Origin of the sequence: Acidiphilium sp. 34-64-41 (assembly GCF_002282635.1) — a bacterium.
Lineage (GTDB): Bacteria > Pseudomonadota > Alphaproteobacteria > Acetobacterales > Acetobacteraceae > Acidiphilium > Acidiphilium rubrum.
In genome coordinates this window covers 1-12,949 of record NZ_NCJX01000083.1, presented here as the reverse complement: position 1 = coordinate 12,949, position 12,949 = coordinate 1, and the positions used below count along the sequence as shown (strand labels likewise).

At 59.1% G+C, this 12,949-nt stretch carries 11 protein-coding genes and 1 pseudogene; 7 read left to right on the top strand and 5 right to left on the bottom strand.

All coding sequences use genetic code 11. The features are described 5' to 3' along the window. Positions 1-113: 113 nt before the first annotated feature. The 3 genes from B7X49_RS14830 to B7X49_RS14820 form a co-directional block, all read right to left on the bottom strand. Complete coding sequence (locus B7X49_RS14830) at positions 114-1,019, bottom strand: ScpA family protein (protein ID WP_286839983.1); 906 nt, start codon at positions 1,017-1,019, stop codon at positions 114-116. 118 nt (positions 1,020-1,137) lie between these two features. After that, complete coding sequence (locus B7X49_RS14825; RefSeq protein ID WP_286839980.1) at positions 1,138-1,437, bottom strand: hypothetical protein; 300 nt, start codon at positions 1,435-1,437, stop codon at positions 1,138-1,140. 176 nt (positions 1,438-1,613) lie between these two features. After that, positions 1,614-2,648 carry a tyrosine-type recombinase/integrase gene (locus B7X49_RS14820; RefSeq protein ID WP_286839978.1) on the bottom strand — a complete coding sequence of 345 codons (1,035 nt, stop codon included), beginning with the start codon at positions 2,646-2,648 and terminating at the stop codon, positions 1,614-1,616. A 188-nt stretch (positions 2,649-2,836) separates the two neighbouring features. Here B7X49_RS14820 and B7X49_RS14815 point away from each other — a divergent pair, with 188 nt between their 5' ends. The 4 genes from B7X49_RS14815 to B7X49_RS14805 all read left to right on the top strand — a co-directional run bounded on the left by B7X49_RS14815 (position 2,837) and on the right by B7X49_RS14805 (position 6,905). Further along, positions 2,837-3,037: a hypothetical protein gene (locus tag B7X49_RS14815; protein WP_286839975.1), complete on the top strand. Its 201-nt coding sequence runs from the start codon at positions 2,837-2,839 to the stop codon at positions 3,035-3,037. Between the two features lie 1,486 nt (positions 3,038-4,523). Further along, the gene (locus B7X49_RS14810; protein ID WP_286839972.1) at positions 4,524-5,177 is read left to right on the top strand and encodes an AAA family ATPase; all 654 of its coding nucleotides are present in this window, start codon (positions 4,524-4,526) and stop codon (positions 5,175-5,177) included. Between the two features lie 105 nt (positions 5,178-5,282). Further along, positions 5,283-5,513, top strand: a complete 231-nt coding sequence (locus B7X49_RS18830; RefSeq protein ID WP_353744436.1) for a ribbon-helix-helix domain-containing protein — start codon at positions 5,283-5,285, stop codon at positions 5,511-5,513. Between the two features lie 360 nt (positions 5,514-5,873). After that, entirely contained in the window at positions 5,874-6,905 is a 1,032-nt protein-coding gene (locus B7X49_RS14805; RefSeq protein ID WP_286704619.1) for a replication protein RepA, read from the top strand. 395 nt (positions 6,906-7,300) lie between these two features. On the opposite strand, the gene B7X49_RS18825 is transcribed toward B7X49_RS14805, so the two are convergent. Further along, a complete protein-coding gene (locus B7X49_RS18825) occupies positions 7,301-7,690 on the bottom strand; it encodes a helix-turn-helix domain-containing protein (RefSeq protein WP_353744435.1) in 390 nt (129 codons plus the stop codon). A gap of 767 nt (positions 7,691-8,457) precedes the next feature. Between B7X49_RS18825 and B7X49_RS14800 the strand changes: the two genes are divergently transcribed. Genes B7X49_RS14800 through B7X49_RS14790 form a run of 3 tightly spaced genes read left to right on the top strand, consistent with a single transcriptional unit; the run spans position 8,458 to position 12,129 of the window. Next, the gene (locus B7X49_RS14800) at positions 8,458-9,471 is read left to right on the top strand and encodes a TRAP transporter substrate-binding protein (RefSeq protein WP_286839969.1); all 1,014 of its coding nucleotides are present in this window, start codon (positions 8,458-8,460) and stop codon (positions 9,469-9,471) included. Then, positions 9,471-11,339 carry a TRAP transporter large permease subunit gene (locus B7X49_RS14795; RefSeq protein ID WP_286839966.1) on the top strand — a complete coding sequence of 623 codons (1,869 nt, stop codon included), beginning with the start codon at positions 9,471-9,473 and terminating at the stop codon, positions 11,337-11,339. Before B7X49_RS14800 ends, B7X49_RS14795 begins: the two co-directional genes overlap by 1 nt. A 22-nt stretch (positions 11,340-11,361) precedes the next feature. Beyond that, positions 11,362-12,129 (top strand): SDR family NAD(P)-dependent oxidoreductase, encoded by a 768-nt coding sequence (locus tag B7X49_RS14790; protein ID WP_286704616.1) that lies wholly within the window; start codon positions 11,362-11,364, stop codon positions 12,127-12,129. A gap of 490 nt (positions 12,130-12,619) precedes the next feature. Here the strand turns inward: B7X49_RS14790 and B7X49_RS14785 are convergent. Then, a pseudogene (locus B7X49_RS14785) lies at positions 12,620-12,850 on the bottom strand (transposase); the annotation flags it as partial. Positions 12,851-12,949 lie beyond the last annotated feature (99 nt).

Genomic DNA, 12,949 nt, shown 5'->3' with positions numbered 1-12,949 from the left:
CTGATCCCCTTTGAATACGTTTGTAGTGCCACTCGGACTTCTTTACGAGTGTAAGATGCTGATATTATGCGGTTTATTCGAGGCGCTGCTAAATATGGGTTGAGAGGACAGGGCTATGGAGAGGCGGAAGGTATCGAAGAAATATTCGGCAGAGGTTGGTCGCTGGAATTGACGCTGACGATGATGGGATCGAAATTTTCCGCCTGCGCCAGCGCGACATCGCCTTGCTTGGCAAGCTCCAGGCTAGCGACGAACGTACTCGACCACGCGGAGCGCCGACGCAACCGAGTTTGCGTTTCCGGTGGGGCTGTCTGCTGATTGGGGTCCGGCAATAACTGATCGAGGCTGAGCGCCTCTCCGCTTTCGGCCAGCAGTCGCATGATCCGGTCACGGGCTTCCGGAATATCATACAGGTCCAGCGCCGGCAGACGATAGATCGGCCTTGTATCCACGGCGTCGGCAGGATCATCGAACTGCTCGAGACACGCCCAAAGGAAGGCTATCATATCAACCTCGATGGAACTCCCGGCCACGCTCCCGATCGCTTCTGATCGGCCACGGGCAAAAACGTCCCGCCCCAACTGTGGCCGCTGGTCCAGCCAGGCGCCCAACGCCTGGATCTCCTGCAACGCAACCAAACGATCCCGCAAATCGGACGCACGTCGTTCCGCCGCCTGTTGCGCCGGCGCATCTCTTGGCAAAAGGAGATCAGACCGTAACAGCAAAACCCAGGATGCCATCACTACCCAATCCGCCTGATGGCCTAGCGGAATTGTCGCCCGCGCCCGTTCCAGCCGGTCAGCCAACTGGTCGACCAGTTCAGGTAAACGCAGGGTCGATAGATCAATCTGATTCGCCCGCGCCTGGGCCAGCAGCAGGGCCAGCGATCCGTCGAACCCATCCAGCGTCAGATGCGGCGAGCCCCCCTCCCCTGCCCTGTCCACCGTGCTGGATGCTCCATCCCTCGCGGCGATCAATCCGTCGCGATCGGCAGCAGCTGGAATTTCAGACCCGGCCATGCTTCGGCAATTGTGGTGAGTGCCGGTCGCGGAGAGCTCTCCGCCGTGAAGAACCCATAGCCGAGAACGCCATGACCGATCTTCTGCCGCCGTCCCGGCCCTACGTGGGGGCGCAGAATCACCTGCCGCGGCAGATCGCTGATCCCCCAATGGCCTGCAGATCGAACGGGCACGCGCGGCTGACCCCGATCCGGTCTCTTGCCCTCGCCTCGCGGGCCTCGATCCGCTCGCGGAACTGACGGGCGAGAATCCGGCAGCCCGCGACCGAGAGGCTCCGCTGCCCGCCGGTCTGGCTGACCGCACGGATAAAGATATCCTCCTCGATCGCCGCGCCATTGATCTCCCAGGGGATGATCCCGGGTCCCCGCGCGGCCGCTGCAAACGCCTTGAGTTCGGCCGATGGTCCTTTGATCGTCACGTGGTGATACAGCCAGATCGAAGTGGGCGTTGCGGTCTGCGGCGCATCCGATCGGGATGGGCCAGACGGCCGACGCCCTCGCGGTTTCGGCAGCGGGGGCGGCAGAGGCTGTCGCGCCGGCGGGGTCACCGGTTCAGGCGAATCAGGCTCGGTCTCCCACGGAAACCGCAGCGCCATCAGAGATCGAGCACGCCGGCCGGGCTGTCACTGACCAGACCGGCGCGCTGAACGTAGCCGCGCATCACGCTCTGGCTGCGGTGACGCGTATGGCGCATGATATCCTCATCACGCACACCCTTGGCGTAGGCCTCGGTGATGAAGCCAACGCGCAGCGCATGCGCGCTTAGCCGATCGAACCCGTCGATCACCAGCCCGGCCATCTCGGCGCGATAGGCCAGGATCCGCCGCACGGCATCCGGATGCATCCCGACGTCCCCAATGGTGTCACCGGTACTGATCCGGCGGAATAAGGGTCCTGACTTGCGAGTGGCGATCTCCATCCAGTCCTGGAACGCCCGGACCGGGCAGGTCTCGACATGGCGGCCACGCGGCACGCCGATCTCAGCCCCCTCCCCTGCCTGATCGGTCTTGCCGCGCCGGATGCGGAGTCGCAGCCCGCGGGCGTCCTCGGCGATATCATCGACCTGCAGCGCCACCAGTTCCGAGCGGCGCAGCGCCGCGGCAAATCCGATCAGCAGCAAAGCACGATCGCGCCGGCCGCGCGCGGTGCGATCGCAGGTGGCGACCAGCTGCCGCAGCATCGGGAGTGTCAATGCCGCCGCCTTTTGCACCGCGCGGCCGTGCTTGCGGAGCGCGCCACGGAGCGGGTGCTGGATATCGCCGTGGGCGGAGTTCCACGGCAGATCATTGAACCGGTGCATCGTGCCGATCGCCGCCAGGCGCCGGCGGATCGTGGTGGGCGCATGGGAACCCGCGAGGCTCGCGAGATACGCGCCCACCACGGCCGGGGTTGCCGGTACGGGGACAAAGCCGGTCTGATCGCACCATGCGGCATAATGGGTCCAGTCCGCTTTGTAAGCGCGCAAGGTCGCGGGCGAGACCGCCTGGCGCGCGAACGCCTGCGCCTGTGCCAGCGCGGCCTGTCCAGCCGGTGTCAGGGCCGGCGCGAGCGCCACGCCTAGGTTTTCCGCGGGATTGGCCAGGATCTCACCGTCGAGAGTCCGACCCGATTCGGGAGGTTGATCGACCATGATTCGACCGATAAGCCGGCGCTGAGGCGATAGCAACCCAAATAATTGCACTACGCGCGATAATAGTCATTATCGCGCGTAGGTCGCCCCCTGTCATAGACAGCAGGCCATCGGCTTGCGTTTGGCATAGAACTGCGTTCTATGTAGAAGCTATGGAAACGATCTCTGGGTCAGCTTTCTCCACCCTATTGGGCCAAGCAGACGTCAGCCAGGCCGGCTTCGCCCGCCTCAGCGGCGTCACTTCCCGCCAAGTTAACAACTGGTGCCGAGATCGGGCCACCGTGCCGCGCTGGGCCACGATGCTCGCCCTCGCGCTTCGGGAACTCTCGGTCGAGGGACTCACGATCCTGTGCGATGAGCTCGCGACTACCGTGGCAAGGCCTCAATGATGGCCAACGCCCCCCGGTTTCCTCCGCGCACCGCAGCGGATATGCAGAACCCGGATAACCGCTCCCGACTCATCGATCGAATAAATGACCCGGTAAATATAGGCGCCGCATTCCTCCAAGCTTGATGATATGAGCGACTGCCAGCTAGTCCGGCGCGGGAGGGGTACTCATTCACAGATCCTGCACTGCTCTAAGGGGGGCACTGCCTCTGGTGGTATCCGGACTCCGGTCACGTATTCCGGCGGTTCAGGTTGCCAAGCAAATTAACCGATGTTTTGGAAGTCCGCGAGTTAACTCTCCCTCCCCTGCCCTGCTTTGGTACCGAAGAGATAAGCACCCGTGTCGCTGTTGCAGACATCGACAAAGTTGAGGTTGATGGCGACGATTTCAGGGGACGATACTTCAGCGGTGAGAGAGTGAATCGCAGTGCGAACACTACCTGCGATGCAGCGTCGAGTGCATCGCGCGGACCTGATGAACCCATGCCGTTACGAAACGTTTTTTCCCCGCGGCGAAAGCCCGGAGCTCGGCGACCAGTTCAAGAATTATGCCCATAGGTGCGTTATTGAGATATCATTGGCAGCGCCTTGCTCGAGCTATCGCGCCGCACGTAGCGAAGTAGACCGTAGTGGTCGCATGGTCTACCTGTCGCGCAGCCGACACGTCGCGCACTTATTCCCTCTTAATAACCAAGAAGCTTTGCACCTCGCCTTCCCTCCCCTTCCCTCCCCTTCCCACCAACAGTCGCAATTCCCCCCCTTTGAGGGGTATAAGACGAAAAGTTCGCAAAGGCTTTAGAGCGCAGGCCCGCTTCGGAATTATCCAAATGCTTTACCATTCCACCTGAAGGCGAATCTCGGCGCGCGGCAGACAATTATCAAACCTGTACGGTATACCAATTGACCACCCCACCCGTCGAATGGTTGGTTTACCGACAGTTCAATTGGTCCCGATATCGTAGTAGCAAGTGGAAGCATCCTAATCAACGAAGTCGAACATCCAATTGGTCTACCCTTCGACGCGTCGTATTTTCGGGTTGTCCTCCCTTCGAATGGTCTGTTGGCATAACGGTATACCTATCTGCCATTTGTCTGGTCGATGCCACGATCCGTACGACTATTGACGGGTTGGTACGCCACTTGGTTATATGGTCATGCTGTCGAGTCATCGGTACGTCGTAGCCTCCACTGGCATACACATCGTCTCATCGCGTCGTCGTCTCCTCGACCAGTCGTTGTTTCGTATCGTCGCTGGGCATGCGTGTCATGTGGTAGAGTCGTCGCATAGCCGTGAGCTCGGTAGCACGACAGCTAGAATAGTCGTTGCGTCGTAAATCCAACTGGTCTATGTTTTATATCGTCGTTGGACATGCGTGTCGTGGGGTAGGATTGTCGTAGGGCAGGGAGCTCGGTAGCGCGACAGATAGTCTGGTCGTGGTGTCATGTGGCAGAGAGGTCGATTCGTCTAAGTGTCAGGAGATAGAGCTTTGTATGTCATTGCGATGATTAGCCGGAAGGGTGGCGCTGGAAAAACAAACCTTGCCGTTCACCTTGCTGCGTGCGCGGAAGGGAAAGGGGTGGCGACTGGCATCGTAGACCTCGACCCCCAGGGCACGGCGACAAAATGGGGAATGCGCCGCAGTGACAACGAATTGCGGAGCGGCGCGGAAGTCATCTCGGCTCAACCAACTAGCGTTCCTCGATTGCTAGAAGCCGCCCGTGCAGCCGGCGCGAAACTGATGATCCTCGATACTGCCCCACATGCAGACTCGATAGCGGTTGATGCCGCGCGAGTGGCTGATTTCGTTCTCATTCCTTGCAGACCTGCGATCGCTGACCTGGAAGCGATACCCGCGTCTGCTGACATCGCTCGTCTCGCCAAAACACCATTTGCCGTAGTCCTAAACTCGGTGGGAGCCCAAGGGGCGAGGGAGAATGAAGCACGGCAAGAGTTGCAAAGATTAGGCCTCGATCTCGCGCCGACAGCTCTTGGCCACCGGGTTGCCTACGCTGATGCCATGATTCCAGGAGAAGGAGTCACAGAACATCGGAACGGCACGCAAGCCTCAGCGGAGATCGAGGAACTGTTCACTTGGCTTTGGGCAATGGTCGAAGGGTCTACCCGTCGCGCCGTAGCATAATTGACCACTAGGAGGATCGACAGCTTGAAAGCATCGCAAATTGGAAACAAGCGACCGAGCCTTTTCGGCGCAGTGGGGAAGGGCGGACAGGAGGCCGCGCCTGATATGCAACCTTCTGCGCCGGTGGAGGAGGCACCGCCACCGTCGACGACTAGAGCGGCCCCGCGCGGGAGACAAGACAGGCAAGACAAGCGTCAAATTGCGGGCTTTTTCTCGGCTGAATGCGCCCGCCAACTCCGTATGTTGGCGGCCGAAGAGGACACGACGGTGCAGGATCTCCTCAAAGAGGGCCTAAACTTAATGTTCAGTTCACACGGGAAGGCACCAATCGCCTGACTGCAGTTCGCAGAACGCGAGTCGCAGCACAACAATGGCCGCCGTTTCACAAATGCCAAACTCACGAAGTGATTTACGCCTGGAGCCGGGGTGAACTTTGCCAGCAGATCGGGTGAACTCTGCCAGCCAAAAAAGGTGAACTTTGCGCGCGCGCCCTACAAACAACTCGTAATTAAATCAATGGGTTAGAGATGTTATCCAGAGAACTCTGCACGCACATTACTATACTATAAAAATAAAAAAAATTTCCTATTGAGTTCGGCTTGCAAAGTTCACCATTTGCCTGGGTAGCTGCTAGCAAAGTTCACCACGACAAGATCACCAAATCGATGCACAGTGAGCGGGTAATGAGTGATGGTAATGGAAGACGACCTTTTCGCTGTTAATGGTAGTGTACACGAGATAATCGCACGTAAGGGACGACAAGGTGCTCGGGAGGCTGCACGCCTGGTTGCAAGAGAACCGGGTCGAAATGCACCGTTCGACATTCTAACCGGACGTCGCGGTACTAGGATCATAGAAGCCGCGGCAACACATATGTCAGAGGAAATTTCTCCAGAAAAGGCAGTGAGGTCGCATGTCTATTCAGGGTGGTGTCACGCTGGCATGCCACATAAACGTCCGCGAATCGAAGATGCGAATTGGCGGATTGAAACCGACTATGTCACCCTTCTCGTAGAGCCTGGAACTCGTGTGGACTCAGACGGGCGCGAAACGCCAGTTGGGCTGCCATTCGGCGCATACGCGCGGCTGATTCTTATTGACTGGCAAACAGAGGCTTTAGAAAAGGGCTCGCGGGATGTTATGATGGGCCCAAGCCTCAAGGCGAGTCTAAAGCGAATGGGTCTCGCCCACGGCGGAAAAGTTATGGAACTCGTGCGCGAACAGATCGAGCGATTGGCTACATGCCGCTTTACGTTCCATTTGAAGACAAACGATCAAAGGCGGGGCGCGATTGCTAATGTCAACATCGTCGATAATATCGAATACTGCGAAGTAGGGCAGGGGGGGTCAACACGGCGTTTTGTCGAGAAAATTCGCCTTTCTGAAGTCTTCTACAAGCAGCTTCAGGCGCACCCGGTTTCGGTCGATAAAGCATCCGTAATGGCGATCCGTAATAGTTCCATGGCACTGGATATCTATATGTGGCTAGCCTATCGGCTACGTGGCCTCGACAGCAACCGTGAGATCAGTTGGACGGCATTAAAGGGGCAATTCGGCGGTGGTGTTTCCGCAATGCGGAACTTCAAACCTCTGTTCAACGAAAATTTACAACTCGCCCTGAGTGTATACATGGCCGCAAACGTCCATGCGACACCAACTGGTTTGTTGTTGAAACCATCTGCGCCGCCAGTCCCTCAACGCTCAGCGCCCTTTCTCATTGCGGGGTAATTTCCTGCAATTTCAATCATAACCTAGGCTTTCTAAAAGTGCTGGCTAAGGTTTATGCTGGCAGAGTTCACCGCCGGCAGCCATGTGTGCTGGTAGAGTTCACCTCCTGAATCTACCGTGCTGCTACGGTTCACCACCACCCCACGATCAGAGTCGGGCCATTCGCCAGAGCCACTATCCACCATAAATAGGGGGGTGGCACGATGTATGAGGTCCGTTTCCACCATAAACAGGGGGCTCGCGACTCGGGCGATCGTGAATTAGGTGTTTTTAGTCCAGAAAAAACTTAGCAAGACCGCATTCGATAGGACCGAAAGCCAACCCGAAAGTCAGATTGCTGGTAGAGTTCACCCCTAAGGCAACTCGCTGCTGCCAGAGTTCACCCTGGCCAGAGTTCACCCTACCCGTGGTTCCGGCGTTTTAGGCGGAAGCATCTGTTCCCGAAAATCACTAATGGCCCCCTGCAACCTATCGATGGCACATCTCGCAGCTTGGAGTTCATCCGAACACCTCGCCAAAATGCCACTTATCTCTTGCGGGGCAACTACCCGACTGATTGGGAAAAGCTCGGCGAAATGTACTCCTAGACCAGCGGAGATCATCGCCAAGCTGCGTACAGTGACATTCCGTTTGCCGTTTTCAACGGCGATAACCGTGTTGGTACTGCATCCCGCGCGTTTGGCCAGTTGCTCTTGGGTCATCTCGCATTCCCGGCGGCGAAGCGTAACCTTCTGCCCGACCTCATTGAGGAGTGCGTCAAGTTCCTCTCCTGAAACCGTTAGCATGCTCGAGCCTGGCGGTCGCTGCACACAATCATTCGCTTTGGTCCGGATTTCCAGCTAGTCATGAGCCTCCTTGTAGGCGCCGGATCGAAATAAACCCAAGCGCGAAATGTTGCCTCCAAAAGCCCCGCATTGAGCATGCGTTGGATCATGCGATGCATCATTTAATGCTGATGCCGTTGGCGTTCATAGCGTCATTTGCAAATTTGCTCTTGCTTACCCAAAACTCTCAGCCAATTTGAGCGACCGATATGGCATGGTGCGCGTTCCGGTGGATCGCGATCACTGATTCCGTTTGATTGCGATCATCGATTCCGGTGATCGCGATCATCGGGATCGGCGCGGTGCAGGTGGGTCTCTGCTGACAGTCTTCAACTGAAGGTAGTCTTTCGAGCACTGGGGAAAGGGTTACGCTGCCTAGGCAGCGATTGCAGTTCTGGTCCACGCTTTTGGTCCACTCGGGCGAAAGGAAGTCGTCTCTTTCACCGTGCCCGCCAGTAACCCACTGCACCCGCATGTTCTCAACCGCTTGTCGCACTCCGACTGGATCGGTTCAATACCAGACCATGAGATCCATCGACCATGCTAAATGGCCAGATCGTACAGTTTTGCGGTAACTGGGCCAAAAAGCGAACGACGGTCAGTTTACGATATTCCATGACATGGGGTATCAGACATTATATTTCGAACGCGCCGTTTGCTGATGGCGTCGAATTTCGTCAAAAGGCGGAATCCGGAAACACGAATGGAAACGAAGGGAGAACGAATTCATGTCAGTCATTTCTCGCCGCCTGTTGCTTGGCGGCTCCGTTGGCTTACCGTTGGTCGCGATACAGACCCACCGGGCCGATGCGGCGCCTGTGTTTCGCTATCGTCTAGGCACCAATCTAGCCCCCACCCATCCGCTCAACGTCACTCTGTCAAAGGCGATCGGGCAGATCAAGGCGCGTACCGACGGGCGGATGCAGATCATGCTGTTTCCCAACAGTGCCCTCGGATCTGACACCAACATGCTCAGCCAGATCCGCACCGGCGCAGTTCAGTTCTTCACACTGTCCGGCCTGATTCTATCCACGCTGGTGCCAGAGGCCGCACTGTCGGGCGTGGGTTACGCCTTCAAGAATTACGATCAGGTCTGGGCCGCAATGGACGGCAAGGTCGGCGCCTATATCCGCGGCCGCATCGCGACGCATGGGCTCACCGCGTTCGAGGCGATCTTTGATAACGGGTTCCGCCAGGTCACGACCAGCGATCGACCAATCCTGAACCCGGCAGATTTCGACGGGCTAAAAATCCGTGTGCCATTCGCCGCGCTCTGGACGTCGCTGTTCAAGGATTTCGGCGCGGTGCCGACCTCGATCAATTTCGACGAAGTGTATTCGGCGCTCCAGACCCACCTGGCCGACGCCCAGGAGAACCCGCTGGCGATCATCGAGACATCGAAGTTCTATCAGGTCCAGAAATGCTGCTCGTTGACCAATCACATGTGGGACGGTTTCTGGTTCCTGGCTAATCCGACCGCCTTCGAGAAACTGCCGGCAAAGATTCGCGGCATCGTCGAAGAGGAGATCAATCATGCGGCCATGGCCGAGCGCGAGTCCGTCGCCGCGCTCAACGCGTCGCTGCAGGGCAAGCTCGCGGCTCAGGGCATGAAGTTCAATAACACCGATTCTCAGGCGTTCCGGGACGTGCTGATCAAGGCGGGCTTCTATACCGAATGGAAGACGCATTTCGGGCCGCAGGCCTGGTCGCTCCTGGAAGGAGCCGTGGGGAAACTCGGCTGATGGTGAGCGTGCTGCCGTTATCGTCGCCGGCGGCGCATCCCCGCATCCCCGCGCTGGGGCGCGCCGGAACAATGCTCGGTCACGTGACCGAACTCGCCGCTGCCTGCGTTCTGTGCGCAGAACTGATCCTCCTCGGTGCCAGCATACTGGCGCGCGCAATCGGAATCGCGATGGTGTGGTCAGAGGAACTGGAATCAATCCTGTTCCTCTGGCTCGCGATGCTCGGCAGCGTGATCGCTTTGCGTCAGGGGCGTCACATGCGAATGACCGCGCTGGTCAATCGGTTTGGTCCGGAGGGCCAGGCGATCGCGGCATCACTCGCCATGATCGCTATGGCGAGCTTCGTCCTGCTGCTGCTCCCGGACGCGATCGGCTACGCCGCAGCACAAAACGCCATTCACACGCCCGCCCTCGGACTCTCCGGCAGTTGGCGCTCCGCGGCGATCCCGGTCGGGTTCGTGCTCATTCTGGCGACCTCCCTCGCCCAGATCGGAGCCTATACGTGGCGCGGCCTCGCGATCGGGCTCACTGCAATCGTCCTGTCCGGTGTAACGATTACCTTGGCAACGCCGGTCTTCAACGATATCGGCAACTGGGCTCTGGTGTTTTTTTTCGTCGTTCTGCTCGGCGGTGGCATAGCCGCCGGCGTCCCGATCGGCTTTGCGTTCGGTCTTGCGACTTTCGCCTATCTCACGGATCTCGGCGGCATCCCGATGAGCGTGATGGTCGGCCAGATGCAGGAGGGCATGAGCTCGTTGATCCTACTTGCGGTACCTTTGTTCGTATTCCTCGGCGCATTGATCGAAATGACCGGCATGGCCCGCGCCATGGTCGATTGCCTCGCTTCCCTGTTCGGTCATCTGCGCGGCGGGCTATGCTACGTGCTGCTGGGCGCGATGTATATCGTGTCAGGGATTTCTGGCGCGAAGGCGGCGGATATGGCGGCCGTGGCGCCCGTGCTGTTTCCCGAAATGCAGCGGCGCGGCATTGCGGACGGCGAACTCGTGTCATTGCTCGCGGCATCCGGTGCGATGGGCGAAACCATCCCGCCGAGCCTCGTATTGATTATCATCGGCTCGGTCACCGGCGTCTCGATCGCAGGATTGTTCGCCGGCGGCATGTTGCCCGCCCTGGTGCTCGCGATCGCGCTCGGAGTCATCAGTTGGCGTCACGCCGTGCGGGATGGCCAGGTGCCAACCAAACGAGCCTCAGCGAAGGTAATCGCGCGGCGCTTCGTCATTGCAATCCCCGCCCTCATCGTGCCGTTCCTGATCCGCTTTGCCGTGGCCGATGGCGTCGCCACTGCAACCGAGGTTTCGACGATCGGGATCTTCTACGCGGCGGTGATCGGCCTGCTGATCTATCGCCGGTTTGACTGGCGCCGGCTCTATCCCATGCTCGTCGATTCGGCGGCGCTTTCAGGCGCGATCCTGCTGATCATCGGTACCGCGAGCTGCATGTCCTGGGCGCTGACCCAGTCCGGTTTCGCAATGGCCCTTGGCGCGGCGATGGAGGCAGTGCCCGGCGGTCGAGCTGGGTTCCTGCTCGTCTCGATTCTGCTGTTCATCGTGCTCGGCAGCGTGCTCGAAGGCATCCCGGCGATGGTCCTGTTCGGCCCGCTGGTGTTTCCAATCGCGCAGGCCGTCGGGGTGAATGAAATCCACTATGCCATCGTGGTGATCCTGGCTATGGGTATCGGGCTGTTCGCGCCGCCGTTCGGCGTTGGTTATTATGCTGCCTGCGCCATTGGCCGCATCGATCCCGATGCCGGTATGCGCCGCATCTGGCCTTATCTCGGCGCGTTGGTGATCGGCCTCCTGGTCGTTGCATTCGTGCCGGGCGTCACAACAATCATGTTGCCAAAATGATACAAAAAGGCGGGACTTCCACATGAACCTTGAGGGTAAAGTCACCATTGTCACGGGGGGCGTCTCCGGCATCGGTGCGGCAATTGCGGGGAGGTTCGCCCGCGAGGGCGCGATTGTGATTGCAGCCGACATTGCGGTCTCTGAAGGCCCCCTGTTGCCTGCGCAACCCATTGCACCTCTGCATCTCGACGTATCCGACCCGGTGAGCGTCGCTGCGGCAATTGACGCAACGCAGCGCCTTCATGGCCGTATCGACTGCTTGGTCCATGCGGCCGGGATCGGACTCGATATTCCATTCCTGGAGACCGGCCTCGAAGAGTTCGATCGTATTATCGCCGTCAATCTAAGGGGGACTTTCCTGGTCGGACAAGCCTGCGCGCGCCTGATGAGCATACAGGGCAGCGGCGCGATCGTGAATATCGCCAGTGTTTCAGGTATGCGCGGCAACGTCGGGCGCGCCGCCTATGGCGCTTCGAAAGGTGGGGTGGTGACGCTCAGCCAAGTGATGGCGGTCGATCTCGCAGCCTTCGGCATCCGCGTAAACGTGATCGCCCCCGGCCCGGTCGATACGCCTCTCGTGGCGGCTATGCATGGGCAGGAGATCCGCGAGCGCTGGATTGGGGTCACACCATTATCCCGCTACGCGCAACCCGCCGAAATCGCCGGCGCCGCCGTGTTCCTGTGCTCGGACGACGCCAGTTACGTGACTGGCCATGTCTTAGCCGTCGATGGCGGTTTTCTCGGCGCCGGATTGACCCGCGCCGCAAGGTCTAAGTCGATCGGCACTTAACCGCAGAGTAGAAGCACCCACCAGAGCGGCTACTCGCGAACAGCAGGGAATGTCCAGTCCGATGACCAACCCGAGCGTGAGCGCGGTGCCTGATTTCTGACTATGCAGCTTTGGTCGGTTAAGCAAGATTGGGATTTAGGGTGGTGCTTGTTCTTGTCCGTGGCCAGGGCCGATCGGAGTGTTGGCTGTTCCTTACATGCCCTTCAGTTTCCTGAATCCCCTGCGGGCCTTCATCGTGCCGGCCTGCCGCCCGGCTGTCCAGCGCAGCGTCATTTAGGCATCGCGCCAGCGCGCTCAGTTCCGACAGACCGGCCTGATTGTGCCCATCATGTTCTCGATGATGTTGGTGCTGGCTACCAATAGGCGCAGTTCCAGGGCCAAGCCGCCCGCCCGGCGGTGACGATGTCTTCGATCCCTTTGTCGATGCTGCAGGCGCAACTGTGTGCAATCTGTTCAATTCGAGTTGCGAAAGCGCGCCGCAGTTTTTAGGTCGCGCCAGCGCTGTGGTTTTGGCCTCCAGAGCGATGGCGAGTTTGCACATCTTCGGTGTCGCAGCGACACCGAAGATGTAGCGTAGGTCGCAAGCGCAACAGAAACGCAGTACTTCCGGCGTGCAGTAGCGGGAATCCTCGCGCAGCATGATCGCGATGCGCGGCCAGTGGCTACGGATGGCGTCGATCAGGCGGCGCAGCCTTTTGACGATCTGGGTCCCTTTCGGCCGGAGCTATGATGGAATTTGGGTGATGGCGGTGATCAGGCGGCGTTCTGTGCTGGCGTCTCGATCACCTCGACGCCGTCCCGGAAAGTAATGCCCTGGATG